At 40.7% G+C, this 20841-nt stretch carries 17 protein-coding genes; all 17 read left to right on the forward strand.

Going from position 1 to position 20841, the window contains the following annotated elements:
* Positions 1–137 precede the first annotated feature (137 nt).
* The gene (locus OCV43_RS02435; RefSeq protein WP_262623327.1) at positions 138–1334 is read left to right on the forward strand and encodes a helix-turn-helix domain-containing protein; all 1197 of its coding nucleotides are present in this window, start codon (positions 138–140) and stop codon (positions 1332–1334) included.
* A gap of 181 nt (positions 1335–1515) precedes the next feature.
* Positions 1516–2421: a transporter substrate-binding domain-containing protein gene (locus tag OCV43_RS02440; protein ID WP_262623328.1), complete on the forward strand. Its 906-nt coding sequence runs from the start codon at positions 1516–1518 to the stop codon at positions 2419–2421.
* A gap of 49 nt (positions 2422–2470) precedes the next feature.
* Complete coding sequence (locus tag OCV43_RS02445) at positions 2471–3226, forward strand: amino acid ABC transporter permease (RefSeq protein ID WP_022243680.1); 756 nt, start codon at positions 2471–2473, stop codon at positions 3224–3226.
* Between the two features lie 11 nt (positions 3227–3237).
* Complete coding sequence (locus tag OCV43_RS02450; RefSeq protein WP_262623329.1) at positions 3238–3978, forward strand: amino acid ABC transporter ATP-binding protein; 741 nt, start codon at positions 3238–3240, stop codon at positions 3976–3978.
* 15 nt (positions 3979–3993) lie between these two features.
* Positions 3994–4659, forward strand: coding sequence for a cytidylate kinase-like family protein (locus OCV43_RS02455; protein ID WP_227700658.1), 666 nt, complete (start codon positions 3994–3996; stop codon positions 4657–4659).
* Between the two features lie 245 nt (positions 4660–4904).
* On the forward strand, positions 4905–7514 hold the full coding sequence (locus OCV43_RS02460; RefSeq protein WP_262623330.1) for an ATP-binding protein: 2610 nt from the start codon (positions 4905–4907) through the stop codon (positions 7512–7514).
* Between the two features lie 17 nt (positions 7515–7531).
* Entirely contained in the window at positions 7532–8476 is a 945-nt protein-coding gene (locus OCV43_RS02465; protein WP_262623331.1) for a GTP-binding protein, read from the forward strand.
* A gap of 414 nt (positions 8477–8890) precedes the next feature.
* Positions 8891–10108, forward strand: a complete 1218-nt coding sequence (locus OCV43_RS02470) for an aspartate aminotransferase family protein (RefSeq protein WP_118541206.1) — start codon at positions 8891–8893, stop codon at positions 10106–10108.
* Positions 10109–10321: 213 nt separating this feature from the next.
* A complete protein-coding gene (locus OCV43_RS02475; protein WP_022243674.1) occupies positions 10322–10927 on the forward strand; it encodes a cytidylate kinase-like family protein in 606 nt (201 codons plus the stop codon).
* A gap of 12 nt (positions 10928–10939) precedes the next feature.
* A complete protein-coding gene (locus tag OCV43_RS02480) occupies positions 10940–12463 on the forward strand; it encodes an APC family permease (RefSeq protein ID WP_262623332.1) in 1524 nt (507 codons plus the stop codon).
* A gap of 86 nt (positions 12464–12549) precedes the next feature.
* Positions 12550–13734 carry an iron-containing alcohol dehydrogenase gene (locus OCV43_RS02485; RefSeq protein ID WP_117841436.1) on the forward strand — a complete coding sequence of 395 codons (1185 nt, stop codon included), beginning with the start codon at positions 12550–12552 and terminating at the stop codon, positions 13732–13734.
* 109 nt (positions 13735–13843) lie between these two features.
* Entirely contained in the window at positions 13844–14407 is a 564-nt protein-coding gene (locus OCV43_RS02490) for a helix-turn-helix domain-containing protein (RefSeq protein ID WP_022243671.1), read from the forward strand.
* 879 nt (positions 14408–15286) lie between these two features.
* Complete coding sequence (gene mgtE / locus OCV43_RS02495) at positions 15287–16678, forward strand: magnesium transporter (protein WP_227700669.1); 1392 nt, start codon at positions 15287–15289, stop codon at positions 16676–16678.
* A 32-nt stretch (positions 16679–16710) separates the two neighbouring features.
* The gene (locus tag OCV43_RS02500; protein WP_262623333.1) at positions 16711–17418 is read left to right on the forward strand and encodes a YjjG family noncanonical pyrimidine nucleotidase; all 708 of its coding nucleotides are present in this window, start codon (positions 16711–16713) and stop codon (positions 17416–17418) included.
* 29 nt (positions 17419–17447) lie between these two features.
* On the forward strand, positions 17448–18392 hold the full coding sequence (locus tag OCV43_RS02505) for a helix-turn-helix domain-containing protein (protein WP_262623334.1): 945 nt from the start codon (positions 17448–17450) through the stop codon (positions 18390–18392).
* 227 nt (positions 18393–18619) lie between these two features.
* Positions 18620–19897 carry an ABC transporter substrate-binding protein gene (locus tag OCV43_RS02510; RefSeq protein ID WP_262623335.1) on the forward strand — a complete coding sequence of 426 codons (1278 nt, stop codon included), beginning with the start codon at positions 18620–18622 and terminating at the stop codon, positions 19895–19897.
* Between the two features lie 55 nt (positions 19898–19952).
* Positions 19953–20840 (forward strand): carbohydrate ABC transporter permease, encoded by an 888-nt coding sequence (locus OCV43_RS02515; RefSeq protein WP_022243666.1) that lies wholly within the window; start codon positions 19953–19955, stop codon positions 20838–20840.
* The last annotated feature ends 1 nt before the right edge of the window (position 20841 follow it).

Below are 20841 nucleotides of genomic sequence, written 5' to 3' on the forward strand. Positions count from 1 at the left end.
GATGCCGCCTGTACAATACAGGATAGCATCCATGTGTTCAGCCTAGTTCATAAATATGTGTCCAGGATTCTGGGTACATATCATCGCACTTCTCCGGGTTTTTTGCAACTTGCACACAACCAACAGAGGGAGACATTATGGTTACTTGTAGAGACGTCAATAATTTGGATCTGGATGGAGTAGAACTGCTGACAGGGGAAGTAGGACTGGACAGAGTGGTGTCCTGGACATATTTTGTGCAGACGAAGCCCTATGAAGAGCATATGAATCCTGGCAACTTCGCACTGATTGTAGTGGATTATCTGCGGTTTGACATCGAGAAGACCTTTGAAACAATGGTAGAACTGAATGCACTGGGAATTTCCGGGCTTGCAATATCGATTGTGGATGACCGGGAGAAGATTCCACAGAAAATGATAGACAAGGCGGTTGAATTGAAATTGCCACTGTTCTATGTCCGCTGGGAAGGCGCAACCTTCGTGGATATTGCACAGAGTATCGGGCAGCTGATACTGGAAACCAATATTACAAATAAGCGTACCGGGGACTATTTATATAATCTACTGTTTGGATATGAAGTAAATGATAAATATATTGAAAAAATATCCAGCCAGTTTGGACTGGCTTTCGACCGGGCATATCGTGTTGGAATCATTGTAATTGACCGGAAATATGGAATTAACCTGGAGCAGGATGAGCATACTTATCTCTATTATACGGACTGTCTGAACCGGGAAGTAATGCATATGGAAAATCGTCCGATGTATATGCGATTCTTAAATAAATTTGTGCTGCTGTTTGAGGCAACGGAGGATAAGGCGACAGAACGGCAGATTGAACAATTGCTAAAGAAGCTGGACAGCCGCCCACAGTTCGCTGGGCTGATACACAGTACCTGTATTTTGGGCGCAGCCTATACGGATCCGTCTGAATTTGGCAAGAGCTATCAGGAAGCAAAAAATCTGATTCCAAAGAAAGATTATCTGCCGAATCCTACTAATAAAAAAGTGCTTAGTGCCAGTTCCATGGGCATTTATAAATATATGTTTAACAATGGAAATCAGCAGGAGATATTGGACTACTGCAATGACAAATTAAAGAAGCTTGAGATGTATGACCAGACCAATGGGGCATTTCTGGTGGAGACACTGCTGACATATTATATGAGTGGATTTAATGTGGGAAAGACAGCAGAGGCTTTGTATATCCATCGGAATTCCCTGCAGTACCGCCTGAAGAAGATAGAAGAAATATTGGAGGTTGACCTGGAAGATTCCATGGAATATCTCGATATTGTAAACTGTATTCTGGTAAAAAGATTGATGTTTAATTAAGATGCTGTGCAAAATGCACAATCAAATTGTGCAATTTGAAAGTTGAAAAGAAGAAAAAGAAAGTATACTATACTGTCTATCAGCAAAGACGCTTTGAGAGAAAGAAATCTCAAGCGTCTTTTTTGATACTCTAGAGAAACAAAAAGTCGGCTTCACATTTGCATTTAAGGAGGAACATATTATGAATAAAAGAAAATTATTAGCATTGGTACTGACAGGAGTTATGGCAATATCTACATTGGCAGGATGTGGTTCATCAGATACAAAAACATCCGATACAGATGTGAAAGCCTCAGAGACAGCAGAGACATCTGATAAGAATGTATTAAGAGTTGGAATGGAATGTGCATATGCTCCATTTAACTGGACACAGGACAGTGATACAACACCGGATGGAAGCAAGGCGGTTCCGATTTATGGATCTGACTATTATGCATATGGATATGATGTGGCAGTAGCCCAGAAGCTTGCTGATGAGATGGGAATGGATTTAGAGGTTCATAAAGTAGAATGGTCTTCCATTGGAATCTCATTAGATGCAGGAGATTATGATGTAATCATCGCAGGAATGGGAAAAACAGCAGAAAGAGAAGCTTCTTATTCATTTACAGAACCATATTATTACAGAGATAACTGTATCGTAGTAAAAAAGGGAAGTGCTTATGAAAATGTAAAAGGACTTTCTGATCTGGCAGGAACCGGATGTAAAGTAACAACACAGTTAGGAACCGGCTGGGTACCTCTTTTGGATCAGATTGAAGGTGCAGAGCAGTCAGGAAATTATGAGACAACATCCGAATGTTTCATGGCAATATCCAATGGTGTTGCAGATGTATGTGTCGTAGATTTGCCAACCGCACAGTCAGCAGCACTTACCAATGATGACCTTGTGATTATTCAGTTAGATGCAGATGATTCTTTCACCGGTGATGATGAAATGGTAAATGTATGTATCGCTACCAGAAAAGATGATACCGCATTAAGAGATAAAATCCAGGATGCAATGGATGCCATTGGCTGGAATGATAAAGCCAAAATGGATGAGCTGATGGATACTGTTCTGACACAGCAGCCGGCAGCAAACTAGAAATATTTCCAGCGTGAGCTGAGTAACAGATAAAGTGAGGTAGAGAAATATGTTAGTAGAAAATCCGAGTAATTCGTTAGAGTGGATGATATTTTTAGCCCAGAAATATGCAAGTATGTTTATCAAAGGAACCTGGCTTACGCTGGAAATTGCTGTAATCGGAACGCTGGTTGGTTTTGTGTTAGGCTATATTGTCGGACTTGTAAATGATGCAAAAATCAGCGAGGGTGATAATGTTTTCAAGAAGCTTCTGATGCGGCTTTTGAAAATCATTTTTACCGTATATGTGGAAATCTTCCGTGACACTCCAATGATTGTTCAGGCAATGATTGTATACTATGGAATAAAAATGCTGGGAGTAGAAATGACACCGGTATTTGCAGGTATTGTGGTAACGGTATTAAATACCGGAGCTTACATGGGTGAGACAGTACGTGCCGGAATCGGCTCCATTGATATGGGCCAGCGTGAAGGCGCATGGGCAATGGGAATGTCGCCATTTAAGACAATGTTGTATGTGGTACTGCCACAGGCATTTAAAAATATTATCCCAGAGATGGCAAATACATTCCTGACAAACCTGAAGATGACATCCGTATTAAATGTAATTGCAGTACAGGAACTTTTCATGGCTGCAAAAACAGTCGGAGGAAATTATTACAAATACTTCGAGTCATACCTGGTAATTGCAGTGATTTACTTTGTATTGTGCTTTGTCTTTGATAAGATTTTCAAATTTATTGAAAAGAAAATGCAGGGCAAGACAGATTACGCACTGGCAATTGAGTATATGGATAATCAGTAGGAGGAACGGATATGGGAGAGACAGTAATTTCAATCAAGGATTTGAGCAAATCATTTGGGAATCATGAGGTTTTAAGAAAAATAGATATTGATATAGAAGCAGGAGAAATTATCTGTATAGTTGGTTCTTCCGGTTCCGGAAAGTCAACGCTGCTGCGGTGTATCAATAAACTGGAGCGGCAGACCTCTGGTAAAATCCTTTACCATGATAAGGAAGTCCGGAATGTACAGAAGGACATCAATGAATACCGCTCCAGGGTGGGAATGGTATTTCAGTCCTTTAACCTATTTAACAATATGACTGTATTGCAGAACTGCATGCTCTGCACCAGAAAGGTGCTTCACATTTCCAAAGAAGAGGCATTTAACCGGGCAATCACACATTTAAAGGATGTAGGAATGGCTCCTTATATCAATGCAAAACCATCACAGCTTTCCGGAGGACAGAAACAGAGGGTTGCCATTGCAAGGTCTCTTTGCATGAATCCGGAAGTACTTCTTTTCGATGAGCCGACTTCTGCACTGGACCCGGAAATGGTAGGAGAAGTATTAAATGTTATGAAAGAGCTTGCTAAGACGGGACTTACAATGATTATTGTTACTCATGAGATGGCATTTGCAAGGGATGTGTCCACCAGAACCATTTTCATGGATTCCGGCTATGTGGCAGAGGATGTAGCTCCATCCGAATTGTTTACCAATCCGAAAAATCCGAGAACACGGGAATTCTTAAGTCGTTATTTAGCAGGTTAAAGGAGGACAGAAAATATGGAGAATTTTGTAATAACCTTTGCAAGAGGATTCGGAACAGGCGGAAAGGCGATTGCTTCCCAGCTGGCAAAGGAGTTAGGTATTCACTGTTATGAAAACCGAATCTTAACGCTGGCAAGCCAGCTCAGTGGACTGGATGAGAATATTTTTCAGGAAGTAAATGAAAAAATGAGGGAGACCAGTGGATTTTCCAGCTTTTTAAGAGGGCTGCCACGGTCAAGACGTTACATTTCCAGAAATGAAAAATTCGTATCGGATGACAAGCTGTTTGAATATCAGAGTGAAATTATCAAGGATCTGGCAGAAAAAGAGTCCTGCGTCATCGTCGGAAAATGTGCTGATTATGTACTGAAGGGTAAACCAAATGTGGTGAGCATCTATATTGAGGCACCGAGAGCATTCTGCGTGAACCGTACCATGGAAAATATGGGTGTGACCGAAGAGGTTGCTAATGCAACCATAGAGCGGACGGATAAATTCCGGGCAGATTATTATGAATATTACACCCATGGAAATTACTGGACAAACCCGGTCAATTATGACATGACATTAAACAGTGAGCGGGTCGGCGTGCAGAACTGTGTAAAAACCATTGAGCAGTACCTGATTATCAAAGAGCTGATTACACCGGATATGATACATCCGGCAGGAGAATTAAAATAAGAGTTTGGGATAAGAGTTTGAAGTAAAAAGTTTGAAATAAAAGTTCAAAATAAAAGTTCAAAGTAGGAACAAAGTTGGAAAATTAGAAAAAGACAGAAAAAAGCAGGAACACCGAAACTGGAACGGAGCTCCTGCTTTTTTGCGGCAATAAGAAAATGCTGGTGGCAGCTTCTATAGGGATTGTTTTATTGCGAACAAACTGGATTTTATATATAATGAAGTAAAACAACTCGGGAGAAAAACTGATGGAAGCAGGTATGATTACAACAGTGCTTTTGGTAGCATGTGCAACTATATGTATTGGCGTTGGTATCTTTTATTTTTTTATTAATAATACGAAAAACAAGGGGCGGATTTGTATCCTGCTTCTGGGAATAGGAGGAGGAATCTGGGCACTGGGTTCAGCATTGTATGGAAATTGTACGGATGACAGATTGGCACAGGATTTCTTTTGCATGACAATTGTGGGCTTTAATTTATATGTCATTGCGATTGTAATTTATGTGGCGTGTCTGACTGGTGTAAAAATAAAGGGATATGGCCTGATGGTTGGATTAGGAATACTGACATCTCTGGTGGATGGTGTTTCTTTTGGAAGTATGCGGATCCGCCATTTTTACAGGGTCAATGGAAGAACCTGCTTTACCACAGAATTTCATGGCAGCGTGTTTTATCACTGGATGTATATTATGCTTTGCTTTTTGTGCTGCATCTATATTGTACTATATTGGTCGAAGAAAATTATGCGTAAAAGTCAGAGAAAATATGTGGCATATATCATTCTGGGAAATACAATTATGCTTCTTTCGGCAATTCCGGATACGGTGTTGCCATTTTATGGAATTAAATCTTATCCCAGTTCGGTTTATGGTGTAACAGTTTCATTTTTAATGACTGTATTTTTTAGTATCCGGTATGATACTTTTGGAATATCAAAATTAACAGTTTCAGATTATCTGTTTAATCAGATTGACTATGGTGTGATGGTATATGATTATCAGAGAACACATATTTTACATAATACAAATGCAGAAGTGTTGTTTGGCGCAGATGTGGAACAGCCTTTTGAAGAACTGGTAGCCTGCGGGGGCAAAAAGGAAGAATTTGCAGAACAGCTTTATCAGGGAAAATTAGAGCACTGCAAGGTGAAATGCCTGCAGGGCAATCAGATTTTATCGGTAACGTCTTCGATGGTCTGCGATGAATATGGCGAGATGCAGAACACTATCGTAACACTGGTGGATATTACTTACGAAGAAGAACTTTTAGAGCGGCTCCGGGTGTCAGACCGGGCGAAGACCGATTTTCTTACGAATATGTCCCATGAAATCCGTACGCCAATCAACGGTATTATGGGAATGAACAGTATCCTGCTCCGGCAGATTGATACGCTGCCAAGGGAGAAGATTGCAGAGTATGCAGGAAATATGCAGCGGGCCAGCAGAACCCTGCTTGCCATTGTAAATGACATTTTGGACATTTCCAAAATTGAATCCGGAAAGATGGAGCTGCTTTGCGAGGGTTATGAGCTGGCTTCCCTCATTAACGACTGCTATACGATAGTTGCCTCTAACTGCAAGAAAAAGAATCTGGATCTGTATATGGAAATTGATGAGAATCTTCCATCCATTTTATATGGAGATGATGTCCGCATCCGCCAGGTTGTAAATAATTTCCTGTCCAATGCGGTAAAATATACCAAGCGTGGTCATGTAATTTTAAAAATTTCTTATAGCAGGATAGACGAGGAAAATATCAACCTGCGTATCGATGTAAAGGACAGCGGAATTGGAATCCAGAAGAAGGATATGGAGAACCTTTTCCAGAATTTCACAAGATTAGAAGAGCATAAGAACCGCAATATCGAGGGAACCGGACTGGGACTGAGCCTGACGAAACGTCTGGTAGATATGATGCACGGAGAAGTGCTGGTAGAAAGCCGGTATGGTGAAGGCTCAACATTTACGGCAATCATACCGCAGAAGGTCATCTGCGAAGATGGCATTGGTGATATGAAGCAGATTTTCGAAAACTATGAGCTTTCTGTCGGTGCTATGATGCCGGTACCCCAGTTTGCCGGCGTGCATATCCTTGTGGTGGATGATATGGAAATGAACCGCATTGTGGCAAAAGAGATGCTGCTGCAGACTGGTGCAATCGTGGATGTGGCAGGCAGTGGGGAAGAAGGACTGACTCTGATGAAAGAACAGCACTATGATCTTATTTTCATGGATCAGATGATGCCGGATATGGATGGCATTGCCACCTTTGAGGAAATGAAGCGAATGAATCATCAGAATAAAACTACACCGGTAATTGCCATGACAGCCAATGCGGTAAAAGGAGCAAAGGAAATGTATCTGCAGCATGGATTTGCCTATTATATTTCCAAACCGATTTTTGAAGAGAAGATGTGGAAGATACTGGAACGTTTTCTGGTGGACAAGCAGACAGAGGCAGTGGAAAAGAAAAATTCTGACGGTGGAGCAGATGAAAATAAGAAATCATTGCAGGAGCGTTTTCCGTATCTTGATACGAAGCAGGGAATGTCCGTATGCATGGGAGATGAAGCGTTTTATTTTAAGATATTAAAAGTCTATCTGAAAGATGAGATGGTGGATACTCTGCAGCAGGATTATGAGGCAGGGGACTGGGCGCAGTATCAGATTCATGTGCATGGACTGAAAAATATGTCTGCGAATATCGGAGCCATGGAGTTGTCTGGGCAGTTTAAGGGATTAGAGTATGCCATCAAGAATCATGACATTCCGGATACGGATTATATCCGAAGTCATCATGATAAAGTAATGGAGGCATACCAGGAGCTCTTATGGCGGCTGGAGCGGGATATCTGAGAAGGAGGAAGACAAACATGGTAAAAATCGACTTAATTACCGGCTTTTTAGGTTCCGGTAAAACAACATTTATAAGAAAATACGCCCAGTATCTGATGGAACAGGGCATGAATATTGGAATCTTGGAGAATGACTATGGCGCAGTAAATGTGGACATGATGCTGCTGCAGGATTTGATGGGAGATAACTGTGAGCTGGAAATGGTAGCCGGAGGCTGTGATAAGGACTGCCACAGAAGACGTTTTAAGACAAAGCTAATCGCCATGGGCATGTGCGGATATGACAGGGTGCTGGTGGAGCCATCCGGAATTTTTGATGTGGACGAATTCTTTGATGCATTGCGGGAAGAACCGCTGGATCAGTGGTATGAGATTGGAAATGTAATTGCAATCGTAGATGCCAAGCTGGAAAAAGAGCTGTCTGATGAGGCAGATTTCATTCTGGCATCAGAGGTGGCAGATGCAGGCTGCATTCTATTAAGCCATGCTGATGAAGCTACAGCAGAAGAAATGGATGCAACGGTTGCACACATCAACGAAGCCTTGGAGAAGATTCACTGTAAGAGAAGACTGGGAAAAGAGATTCTGCGTAAGAGTACACCGCAGCTTACTTCGGAAGATTTGCATCGGATTATGAGCAGTGACTATGTGATGGAAAATTATGAGAAAATGGATCTGGAGGAACACTCCGGCTTCGAGTCACAGTATTTTATGAATGTACCTATGACGGCAGAAAAATTGCAGAAGGTCGCAAAAGAAATCTTAGAAGACAGTTCCTGCGGAGCAGTATTTCGGATTAAGGGATTTATAAAAGCAGAAGATAATTCCTGGATACAACTTAATGCTACCCATAACGGAGTGCGGATGGAACCGATTCAGGAAGGCCAGGAAGTTATTATTGTAATCGGAGAGCATTTACAGCGGGATAGAATCGAAGCTTATATCGGAGCGGAGAGTGTATAAAGTCAAAACGATACTATAGTGTACGAATGAATAATACAAATGTACAATATAATGTACAAAAACATACAATATATTCTATTAATTCTCATGAACAGACTGAAAAAAGCAGAAAAAACAGGAAAATGCAACTTTTTGTAAAAAAATATTGACAGAGCAAAAAAGACGTGATATTGTATAACTGTTCAAAATAATAGACAAACAAAAGCGAAGGCGCTTACCAATCGGTAAGTGCCTTTTTTTCGCGAGTAGCGAGAAAAATCGCATGCTTGCATGCAGATTTGGCGAGCACCGCGAAAACTCTAGAAACTCGCAAAGTGTGTTTCTAGAGTTGCGAAAGAAAGTCCATTGAACAAAACAAACCGGTTTAAAGAGAAAACAAAAAAGAGTAAAGAATATGTCAAGGAGGATTCAATTATGAAATTAAAAGACACAGGATTAAGCGTACAGGACATTAAAGATAAAGTAAATAAATATATGATTGAAACATATGAGCGTTTTGATTTTCTGGCTGAGACAGCAGAGGGCATGTACCTCTATGATGAGAAAGGAACACCATATCTTGACTTCTATGCAGGAATCGCTGTTAACAATGCAGGAAACCGTAACCCGAAGGTAGTAGCAGCAGTCAAAGATCAGGTAGATGATATCATGCATACCTTCAACTATCCATATACCATTCCACAGGCACTGTTAGCAGAAAAAGTTTGTAAGACCCTTGGCATGGATAAAATTTTCTATCAGAACTCCGGAACAGAAGCAAACGAAGCAATGATTAAAATGGCCCGTAAATATGGAATTGAAAAATACGGTCCAAATAAATATCATATCGTAACTGCTAAAATGGGATTCCACGGAAGAACATTTGGAGCAATGTCAGCAACCGGTCAGCCGGGAAATGGCTGCCAGGTAGGATTCGGACCAATGACTTACGGATTCTCCTATGCACCATACAATGACCTGGAGGCATTTAAAAATGCATGTACCGAAAATACAATCGCAATTATGATTGAACCGGTACAGGGTGAAGGCGGAGTACATCCGGCAACCATGGAATTCATGAAAGGCTTAAGAGAGTTTTGTGATGAGAAAGGAATGCTCTTATTATTAGATGAGGTACAGACCGGATGGTGCAGAACCGGTGCAGTAATGTCCTATATGAATTATGGCGTAAAACCGGATATCGTATCCATGGCAAAAGGTCTTGGCGGCGGAATGCCAATCGGTGCAATCTGTGCAACGGAAGAGGTCGCCAAAGCATTTACACCTGGTTCCCATGGAACAACCTTTGGTGGACATCCAATCAGCTGTGCAGCAGCTTTGGCTGAGGTGGGGGAGCTCTTAGACAATGACTTAGCCGGAAATGCAAAGAAAATGGGAGACTATTTCTCAGCAAAATTAGAAAAATTACCACATGTCAAAGAAGTAAGACATCAGGGCTTATTAGTTGGTGTAGAATTTGATGATACCATTTCCGGTGTAGATGTAAAACATGGCTGCTTAGACAGAAAGCTTCTGATTACAGCTATCGGTGCACATGTCATTCGTATGGTGCCGCCACTTATCGTATCCGCAGAAGAATGCGACAAGGCATATGCAATCATTGAAGAAACGGTAAAATCACTGGAAAAGTAAGAAATTTAGGAATCCGTGTCCTTCAAACCGGGCACCGGAAGAATAACAGAAAGATAAAAATAAGAAATAGAAAAGACGAGGATGTCACAGAAAATAAGTGCGCCCTCGTCTTTTTTATGCAGATAGTTGTCAGGCATCCATACGAAGCTGCCAGTGGCAGGTTCGTATGGATGAGAAAAAACGCATGTATATACATTAAGGAAGGGAAGCAAAATGGAACATCTTGTTATTACAATAGGATGCGAATATGGCGCAAAAGGAAATCAGATTGGGAAAAAGGTTGCACAGGATTTGGGCATCAAGTTTTATGACCGTGAAACGGTAGATGAGATTATCAAAGAAGTAGGAATTCCCAAAGATATTATGGAAAAGGTAGAAGAAGGAGTGACCATTGCCGGTAAAGGAGCAGAAGGCGATGTCAGGGGCTCTTTCTCCAAATACGCTGATTTGACAGAACGTGCAATTCACGTCCAGAAAACAATTATTCGAAAACTCGCAGCAAGAGAGTCCTGTGTGATTATAGGACGTTCTGCTGATTATATTTTAAAAGAACAAAAACCAATATTACGCATTTTCATTTATGCACCGGATGAAATACGGATAAAGAATGTAATGGAAAGCCACAATCTTTCGGCAGATGATGCAAAATTGCTGATTGTGGAAAAAGATAAACGTTATCACAAAAGACATATGGCACTGACCGGAAGCAATCGTGGAGACAGACATAACAGGGATATGCTGATTAACAGCGATTTGCTGGGTGTGGATGGAACTGCACAGTTGATTGAAGAAGTAGCCGGAAAAGTATTTCAGGAATAGGAGGTAGTAAATATGGAACAGAAGAAAACAGAATTCAATAAAGTATTTAATGCCTGGGATATTCTTGTCATTGCATTTGGTGCCATGATTGGATGGGGCTGGGTCGTATCCTCCGGTGGCTGGATTCAGAAAGGCGGAGTTCTTGGAGCAGCTATCGGATTTGTTCTTGGTGGAATCATGATATTCTTTGTGGGATTGACTTATGCAGAACTTACAGCAGCCATGCCACAGTGTGGTGGTGAGCATGTGTTCAGTTACCGGGCAATGGGCTCAAATGGTTCCTTTATCTGTACATGGGCAATCGTTCTGGGATATGTCGGAGTTACCTGCTTTGAAGCATGTGCATTTCCAACGATTCTGACCTATCTCTGGTCGGGATTTTTAAAGGGATATCTTTATACGGTAGCTGGATTTGATATCTATGCTTCCTGGCTGATTGTAGCAATTATCGTTGCATTTTTAATTATGATAATAAATATTTTTGGAGCCAAAACAGCAGCTATTTTACAGACCATTCTTACTATTATCATTGGTGGAGCAGGGATTTTGTTGATTGTTGCATCCGTCATCAATGGAAGTGTGGATAATCTTAACGGACAGATGTTTGCCGGCACATCAACCGGAGGTGGAATCAAGGCAGTACTCAGTGTTGCGGTGTTATCTCCATTTTATTTTATCGGATTTGATGTTATCCCGCAGGCGGCAGAGGAAATCAATGTTCCACCGAAGAAAATTGGAAAAATGCTGATATTATCTGTTGTACTGGCAGTGCTGTTTTACTCGCTGGTTATCATTGCAGTAGGTCTGGTATTAAAGCCGGATGCCATTGCAGCATCACAGACAGGAACCGGTCTTGTAACCGCAGATGCCATGGCAGTAGCATTTAAAACATCGGTCATGGCAAAAGTAATTATTGTTGGTGGAATGTGCGGAATCATTACTTCCTGGAACTCCTTTATGATTGGTGGTTCCCGTGCTTTATATTCCATGGCAGAATCCTATATGATTCCAAGAACTTTTGCAAAACTTCATCCAAAGCATAAGACCCCGTTAAATGCATTAATCCTGATGGGAATTCTTACGATGTTAGCCCCCTTTGCGGGACGTGTCATGATGGTATGGATTTGTGATGCAGGTAACTTTGGATGCTGTCTTGCCTATTGTATGGTATCCATTTCATTTCTGATTTTAAGAAAGAAAGAACCGGATATGCCTCGTCCGTATAAAGTGCCTGGTTATAAATTTGTGGGTGTAATGGCAGTCTTAATGTCAGGATTTATGGTATGCATGTACTGCATTCCGGGAACCGGCGGCAGCCTGATTCTTCCGGAATGGTTGATGGTTGGAGCCTGGAGCTTGCTTGGTGTTGTATTCTTTGTAATCTGTAAAAAGAAATACAAAGAGTCCTTTGGCAGTCTGGTACAGCTTATTTCAGATGAAGATGCAGCAACATTGATGCCGGGGGCAGATGATGTGGAGCTGGATCAGGTAATCGATGTGGCAATCGACCGTGTATTGGCGCGGCTGGCAGGATAATGGAATGTATAGAGTGAAGAAAGCAGAATATAGAAAAGTCGAGTAGTAAGTTCTGAAAATACCGACAGAAAATGAGAGGAAAAGCTATGAACGAATTTAATTTTTCAGTACCACAGAATATTATTGTAGGAAGAGGCTCTATGGCAAAACTTCCGGAAGTTGCAAAAAAAATGGGTGGAAAGCATGCGTTTATCATATCCGGACCGCATCTTAAGAAGATGGGACTGGTGGAGAAAGCTGCAGAATCTTTAAGAGCCGAAGGAATTTTGGTGGATGACTTTACGGATATCGAAGGAAATCCTTCCGTTACAACCGTGGAAGCAGCGACAGAAGCATTTCAGGCTTCCGGGGCAGACTTTATCGTAGCTTTTGGCGGCGGTTCTCCGATGGATGTAGCAAAGGCAGTCGGTGTAGTAGCAAAATACGGTGGAAGCATTACCGAATATGAAGGGGCACATAAAGTGCCGGGCAAAATTATTCCATTGGTGGCACTACCGACTACAGCAGGAACCGGTTCTGAGGTAACAGCATTTTCTGTAATTACAGACCACAGCAGAGACTATAAACTGACGGTATTTTCTTATGAACTGCTGCCGGCATATGCTATTCTGGACGCAGACCTGATTACAACGGCACCAGCCAGTGTGGCGGCAGCCTGCGGAATTGATGCATTTATCCATGCAGAAGAGGCGTATATTTCAACTGCGGCTTCTCCATTTTCCGACGCCATGGCAGAAAAAGCAATGGAGCTCATCGGAGAAAATATCCGGAGATTTGTGGCAAACCGCACCGATGTGGAGGCGGCAGAGGCAATGATGGTAGGCTCACTGTTTGCTGGAATTGCATTTTCTTTTGCAAGACTTGGAAATGTACATGCCATGAGCCATCCGGTCAGTGCATTTTTTGATGTGCCACACGGAGTTGCCAATGCAGTATTGCTTCCGGTAGTAGCGGAGTATAATGCCTTAGCTGACCATGGAAGGTATTATAAAATTTATAACTACATCAGTGAAATTCCGGCCTATGAAGATGAATTTGAACCGATGATGTTAGTGGATGCCATCCGTTCCTTATGCAAAGCCATCGGAATTCCGGCAAATCTTACGGAAGCCATCAATCAGGCAGGCAAAACAGGAAGCATCAGCCGGGAGACCATCGAAGAGAAAATAGAAGCAATGGCAGCAGATGCCATGAAGAGCGGCAATATTGCAGTGAACCCACGGTCATCCCGTCAGTGTGATATAGAAATGTTATACCGCAAGGCACTGTAAAATAGATATCTTTATCAAAAACATCGGTTAATATCATAAAAATTTGATGCGAAAAGTTTGATGTAAAAAATTTGAAGTGAAAGTTTCAAATGGAAAGAGAGGAAAATGTATGGATTACCTGTCACACAATGTATCGGAAAATTTAAAGAGACTGCGTCAGTCCAAGGGAATGAGTCTTGATCAGGTGGCAGAGCAGACCGGTGTAAGTAAGAGTATGCTGGCACAGATTGAAAAGGGAACGGCAAATCCATCATTGGGTGTACTTGGAAAGATTACAAGCGGACTGCGGATTGAATTTCAGACTTTAATTGAAGCTCCCCGTGTGGATTTCTGTCTGGTGAAGCCGGAAGAAATGATTCCAACCAAGGAACTGGAGGGACAGTATAAGGTCTTTACCTGCTTTCCATTTGAGGACTCCCAGTCCGTAGAAATCTACCGGATTGACGTAGAGCCGGGCGGTGTATACACCAGTGGAAGCCACGGTGAGCGGACGAGAGAATATATTACGGTAATTGACGGCGCGCTGACCATAGAATGCCATGACCACAGCCAGAAGGTGGAAAAGAGCCAGGTCTACAAATTTGAAACAGACCAGCCGCACATTTACCGGAATGAAGGAAGTGAGCGGGCAAGCTGTATGTGCTTTTTCTTAGACTATACAAATATTCGATAAATGTAGCAGGCAATTGCGAAAGAGGTAGAATATTTGGAGTAAAGGAATTTTGAGGTATTTCATGTACGTTGATTTTCAGATGATGAAATACCACAGTTCTAAAATGCGTGTTTTTCTTTTGGTCATAAAAACAGTCTTTCCAATGTTTGCCAGAATCACTGCACGGTTCGTCGAAGTACAGATGCCTGATAAGGGCTGTTAGGGGCACTTGGAATTTCGTCTGGCAACGGGCAACGCTGGTACAGGGATGTACCAGCGAGGCACAATTGAACATGGATGTGAATTTGTGCCGGTTGCCAGATGAAATTAAGATGATATCGAAATTCCCAGTGCCCCTTGCAGGCATTATGTGGCATCTGTTCTCGACGGACAGTGCAGCGATTCTGACAAAGCAACCGGAAAGACAGTTTACCAGCAAGAAAAACACGCATTCTAAGAACTGTTGGCATTTCACATCTAAGAAAATCAGCTGTACATGGAAAGCCTCAAAATTTTTTGCTCAAAATCTTTCTCAATCCCTCATTCACAATTGCCTGGAATATTTATGGAAGAAATAGAATAAAAAAATATATATTTTACAAAGATTATACAAATATCAGACAAAGCAAATCTTGACTTGATTCATTCCGAGGATTAGAATGGAAAAAAAGAATGAATTAGGAGGTGAAATGCATGGACAGTTGCGATAGTACTGGGCGAAGTAGTATCTGCGGTGGCAGACAGAAGATGATTTTGGCGCAATTGGCCATGGATTTCAGGTAAGAATCCATACAGGACAATTGCTCTTTTTACGCTGGAAATGCGATATGTGTTTCCTGTAATTGTGCGGGTATCATCGGGACTGCTGCCGCAGGAAAATGATATAAGGAGGCAGAAGCAGTGGACGAGAAATTAAAAGAGCAGAATTATGTAGAAGAGTTAATAGAGATAATCCGTAGTACGAAGAGCAATGAGGAACTGCGGGATAAATTATCCGATTATCATGAAAATGATATTGCGGATGCATTTGTGCGTCTGGATGAAGAAGAACGAAAGAGATTATACCCAATCCTGGGAGCGGAACAGGTTGCGGAAATCTTTACTTATATTGATGACCCGGATCTGTATCTGAATGAATTGGATCTGGATAAAGCGGCACGGGTTATTTCCTACATGGACTCCGATGATGCGGTAGATGTCTTAGACGAACTGGATGATTCCAAGCAGGCACAGCTGGTAGAGTTACTGGATGAAGAATCCAGTCATGACATTAAGATGATTCAGTCCTATGAGGATGACGAAATTGGTAGCAAGATGACCACGAACTTCATTGTGATTAAGAATGATCTTACCATCCGGCAGGCTATGCGGGAGCTGATTCGTCAGGCGGGAGAAAATGATAACATTTTGACAGTTTATGTTACCGATGAAGCAGGCAAATTCTATGGAGCCATCGATTTAAAGGACTTAATCATTGCCCGTGAAAATAATGCACTGGAAGATATCATCAGTACATCTTATCCGTATTTGCGGGATCATGAACAGATCAGTGAATGTATCGAGCGAATGAAGGACTATGCAGAGGACTCCATTCCGGTACTGGATGAAAATGATGAAATCTTAGGTGTTATCACATCTCAGGATATCGTAGAAGTTGTGGATGATGAGATGGGTGATGACTACGCAAAGTTAGCAGGTCTGACCGCCGAAGAAGATTTACAGGAAACGCTGGTAGAGAGTATGAAGAAACGTCTGCCATGGCTGATTATCTTACTGGTACTTGGCATGGGCGTATCTTCTGTAGTGGGGATTTTTGAGACCGTTGTAGCCGTAATTCCAATTGTCATGTGTTTCCAGTCGCTGATACTTGACATGGCAGGAAATGTCGGAACACAGTCGCTGGCTGTAACCATTCGTGTACTGGTAGATGAAAATCTTACATCAAAACAGAAGCGTCATCTGGTAGGAAAAGAAATGCGTGTTGGGTTTATGAACGGGCTTTTTCTGGGGATACTGGCATTTTCCTTTATCGGATTATATGTCTGGTTGTTAAAGAATAATCCGGTGAGTCATGCATTTATTATTTCAGGATGCGTGGGCCTTGCACTGATGATAGCAATGGTAATATCAAGCCTTGTGGGAACCTTGATTCCAATGCTTTTTCATAAGATTAAGATTGATCCGGCAGTGGCATCTGGTCCATTGATTACCACAATTAATGACCTGGTAGCAGTAGTAACCTATTATGGATTAGTCTGGCTGCTGTTGATAGATGTATTGCATTTTGCATAGCATAAAACCTTAGGATGACGAGGAAATAAAGGATGAATAAAATCCAGAATATAAAAGTCCTTTTTTGGGATATTGATAATACACTGCTTGATTTTGATGCGGGAGCAGAAGATTCCATGAAACAGGCATTTGCAGATTTGGGGCTGGAGTTTAAACCGGAAATGTTTAATGTTTTTCAGGAAGAAAATCATATTATCTGGGACAAAATCGAAAAGGGTGAATTATCAAGGGAAGACATTCCCTATGTCCGCTGGCAGATTATATTAAAACGGCTGGGATTAAAAGCCGATGGTGTGGCAATGGATCATGTGTTCCGAAGCTATCTTCATAATAGTGCAGTGCCGGTGAGCGGTGCATTGGAAACATTGGAAGCTTTAGCAGGAAAATACATATTCTGTGCGGCAAGCAACGGACCGTATGAGCAGCAGCTAAACCGCCTGGAACGAGGCGGCATGCGTAAATATTTTACACATTGCTTTGTTTCGGAAAAGGTTGGCGTAGAGAAACCGAGCCTTCGTTTTTTTGAAAAATGTATGGAAGAATTGCCTGGAATTGAACCGGAAGAATGCCTGATGATAGGTGATTCCCTGACAGCAGATATTGCAGGAGGGCATGCTGCAGGACTTAAAACCTGTTGGTATCATCCGGAAGATGCCATAACCAATGAAAAGTTAAGAGAGTTAGAGCAGCAGGCAGATTACAGAGTAGAAAAATTGGTGGATTTGACAAAAAAATTATAGCTTGGATGGGAGAGATTAACAGGAGAAAAATGGAAGACAAGAAAGAAATTATAAAAATCAAAGAACCCATATCAACTGCAAATAAGTTTCACTCTTCGGAGCTTTTTTATATTGAAGAGGCAAAATTACCGTTCTCAGCAGGAATTTATACTTTAACGGGGTGTGCGATGCACTGGCATCATTCATGGGAAATTTTGTGCCAGTTAGAGGGTGAAGCATATGTAAGATTTGGTGGGGAGAAGATTATTTCAAGACCAGGCGACATCACGGTCATTTCTGGGGAAGAACCACATGAAACGGAAAAAATTACAAAGCGACATAAAATATTGTTGTTACAGTTTCAAATGGAACCTGTTTTACCCTATTTTTCTGTGGCAAAGGAATATCAACACATTCCAAGTATATTATTAGATCCGTTTCGAAAAGTTGGACATTTTAATTTGAGAAGTAAAAAAGTAGAATCCATTATGTGGAAAATAGAGGGAGAATATAAAAAGAAGATTTTGGGATATGAGATTCGGATACCTGCGTATATTATGGAACTAATGGTATACTTTATGCGAAATGATTATATTTGTGCCAGAAGACCTGCGACAGAAGTTATGATAGCCTTGGAAAAAATCAGACCTGCGTTGTCTTACATAGAAGAAAATTATCAAAATCATATAGAGTTACAAAATGTAGCAGAATTGTGTTGCATGAGTATGTATACATTTTGCAGAGTGTTTAAACAGGCAACAGATTATACATTTGTAGAGTATTTAAATCATATCCGATTAAAATCTGCAGAAAAATTATTGCTTTCCACAAAACTCCCCATCAGTGAAGTGGCATATGAATCTGGTTTCTCAGGATTGAGCTATTTTAACCGGAAGTTTAAGGAAGTATATTCTATGGGACCAAGCAGATACCGTAAAATAAGTGGAAATGAAGAAATAAACAACTGTGAGGGTTATCATCATTCCAGAATTTAAAATATAGTAGTATATAAAGGAGACGAAATATACAAAATGTGATTAGTATATTTCGTCTTTTTTTAATTAAAAATGTCTTGCGCAAAATAGTGCAAAAATAAAGCAAGAATGAAATTGAATCATGAATATAAAATCGTTATATTTAAACTACAAAAAGCAAGGAGAATAAAGTAAAAGGCGCCAGGGGAGAAGAACAAAAAAGTATTAGTGTAAAAGGAGGAAAAAGAATGAAGAGATTAGTTGCAGTACTGTTGTGTATGACAATGGCAGTATCAATTACAGCTTGTGGTAACTCTGAAACAGAAAATAACAAAGTAGCAGGAACAGAAGCCGGAGATAAACCGGAAAGCATTAGCGTTATTTGTACAACCGACGAAGAAGGACTTTATGAGTATGCTGGAAAGAAGTACGAAGAAATGTATGGTGTAAAAGTGAATCTGATTTGTCAGTCCTATGATAGTACACACGAAAAAATTACTACAACATGGACCGGTGGAGGAGATGCGGATGTTTGCTATGTAGATATTCCCTGGGTTGCAGAATTTGAAAGTAAGGGAGTAACCATAGACTTAAGTGAATATATGGATGAAGATGTAAAAAACAGTTTGATTGAGAGTTCGTTAAATCAGATGATTTATAATGGAAAAACAGAAGCAATTCCGTTTGCAAATGGTGGAAAATGGATGTTTTATAATAAGCAGATGTTAGCGGATGCTGGATATGAGGAGCCACCAAAAACATGGGATGAATTAAAAGAAATGTCTCAGGATATGATGGATAAAGGCATTTGCAAGTATGGTATTGCGTGGGGGGCATCCCAGGCAGAAGGTTTGATTTGTGATTTGACAACCATGATTTACAGTTTTGGCGGAACATGGCAGAAAGAAGATGGCTCATTTGACATCAACAGTGAAAGTGCAAATAATGCAGTACAGTTTATGTATGATTCTATGCAGGATGGATGGGCAGATCCAGCATCAATTACCTACACGGACAGAGATTGCCTGGATCCATTCATGGCAGGAGATACAGCATTTGTTATGAATTGGGCTTATGTGTATGGATATGCAAATAATCCAGAAAATTCTACTGTTGCAGGAAATGTAGATGTATGCTTAATGCCTGGAACTGATAAAGCAGAAAGTGCTTCAGTAACTGGTGGCGGTGGCTTCGGAGTATTATCTACCTCAAAATATCCGGAGTATGCATATAAATATATTGAGTTATTTACTAGTGAGGATATTCAGAAATATGCATATGAGAATTATAATGTACTGCCGACAATTGATGCATTATATAAAGATGAGAATCTGGTGGCTGAACATGAAGAGCTGGCTAAGTTTTATCCGCAGTTTGCAACAGCACATCCAAGACCTCAGCTTGCTGATTATAGTGAGTGGTCTAATACAGTACAACCATTATTTTCGGCAGCACTGTCAGGTTCAACTTCAATAGAGGATGCACTAAATCAGGCAGAAGAAGTATCAGAAAGTTTTGTGAATTAAATAGAGAATGGCAGGTAGGTAAACTGCCTGCCATTTTTAATATGAGGGTAAGAATATGAAGAGGAAGAATAAATCAAGTATATCACAAGCAAGAACTGCTTATGGAATGATTACTCCTGCCATGCTGATTATCATGGGATTAGGATTATTTCCTGTTTTGTTTACATTGTGGTTCAGCTTAAATGATGTAAATCCAGGTAGTCTTGTAACGAAATTTGTTGGATTAAAGAATTATGCAGAAGTTATGAGTACCCATGCATTTTGGAATTCTTTAAAAATTACTTTATATTTTTCAGTTGTATCAGTGATAATTCAGATTATATTGGGAACACTTACAGCATTATTGCTGAATCAAAATTTTAAGGGAAGAGGCTTTGTGCGTGGAATTATTCTGATTCCATGGGCAGTGCCAACGATTGTAAATGCAAATTTGTGGAAATGGATTTTTAATGCGAACGCAGGAATTTTGAATAAAGTATTATTAAAATTACATTTGATAGATGAAAATATAGTCTGGCTTGGAAGTGGTAAGCTTGCAATTAATATGATTATATTATCAGATACATGGAAGATGCTTCCACTTGTTATCATTATGCTGCTTGCAGGACTCCAGACCGTGTCTAATGATGCAAAGGAGGCATCAATTATAGACGGGGCAAATGCATGGCAGAGATTTAAAGTAGTGTATTTTCCTGCATTAAAGCCAATGTATATAGTGGTTCTTGTTTTGCGTACAATTCAGACGATTCGAGTTTTTGATATTGTATATTCGTTGACGTCAGGTGGACCAAATGACAGTACACAGGTAGTAAGCTTTTATGCGTATCATGAAATCTTTGATTACTTACATTATGGTAAAGGTTCGGCAATATGCGTAATTATAGCAGTTGTTATATTGTTATTGAGCCTTCTTTACCTGAAAGCAGGAAAAACGGAGGATTAAG

The sequence above is a fragment of the Roseburia amylophila genome (assembly GCF_025567465.1).
GTDB lineage: Bacteria > Bacillota > Clostridia > Lachnospirales > Lachnospiraceae > Roseburia_C > Roseburia_C amylophila.

What these genes read in the sequence shown, in the direction of transcription:
- OCV43_RS02460 (WP_262623330.1), top strand. Translation starts at nt 4,905, where the DNA reads ATGGAAGCAGGTATGATTACAACAGTGCTTTTGGTAGCATGTGCAACT.
- OCV43_RS02475 (WP_022243674.1), top strand. Translation starts at nt 10,322, where the DNA reads ATGGAACATCTTGTTATTACAATAGGATGCGAATATGGCGCAAAAGGA.
- OCV43_RS02455 (WP_227700658.1), top strand. Translation starts at nt 3,994, where the DNA reads ATGGAGAATTTTGTAATAACCTTTGCAAGAGGATTCGGAACAGGCGGA.
- OCV43_RS02515 (WP_022243666.1), top strand. Translation starts at nt 19,953, where the DNA reads ATGAAGAGGAAGAATAAATCAAGTATATCACAAGCAAGAACTGCTTAT.
- OCV43_RS02510 (WP_262623335.1), top strand. Translation starts at nt 18,620, where the DNA reads ATGAAGAGATTAGTTGCAGTACTGTTGTGTATGACAATGGCAGTATCA.
- OCV43_RS02465 (WP_262623331.1), top strand. Translation starts at nt 7,532, where the DNA reads ATGGTAAAAATCGACTTAATTACCGGCTTTTTAGGTTCCGGTAAAACA.
- OCV43_RS02500 (WP_262623333.1), top strand. Translation starts at nt 16,711, where the DNA reads ATGAATAAAATCCAGAATATAAAAGTCCTTTTTTGGGATATTGATAAT.
- OCV43_RS02435 (WP_262623327.1), top strand. Translation starts at nt 138, where the DNA reads ATGGTTACTTGTAGAGACGTCAATAATTTGGATCTGGATGGAGTAGAA.
- OCV43_RS02440 (WP_262623328.1), top strand. Translation starts at nt 1,516, where the DNA reads ATGAATAAAAGAAAATTATTAGCATTGGTACTGACAGGAGTTATGGCA.
- OCV43_RS02470 (WP_118541206.1), top strand. Translation starts at nt 8,891, where the DNA reads ATGAAATTAAAAGACACAGGATTAAGCGTACAGGACATTAAAGATAAA.
- OCV43_RS02490 (WP_022243671.1), top strand. Translation starts at nt 13,844, where the DNA reads ATGGATTACCTGTCACACAATGTATCGGAAAATTTAAAGAGACTGCGT.
- OCV43_RS02485 (WP_117841436.1), top strand. Translation starts at nt 12,550, where the DNA reads ATGAACGAATTTAATTTTTCAGTACCACAGAATATTATTGTAGGAAGA.
- OCV43_RS02505 (WP_262623334.1), top strand. Translation starts at nt 17,448, where the DNA reads ATGGAAGACAAGAAAGAAATTATAAAAATCAAAGAACCCATATCAACT.
- OCV43_RS02480 (WP_262623332.1), top strand. Translation starts at nt 10,940, where the DNA reads ATGGAACAGAAGAAAACAGAATTCAATAAAGTATTTAATGCCTGGGAT.
- OCV43_RS02445 (WP_022243680.1), top strand. Translation starts at nt 2,471, where the DNA reads ATGTTAGTAGAAAATCCGAGTAATTCGTTAGAGTGGATGATATTTTTA.
- OCV43_RS02450 (WP_262623329.1), top strand. Translation starts at nt 3,238, where the DNA reads ATGGGAGAGACAGTAATTTCAATCAAGGATTTGAGCAAATCATTTGGG.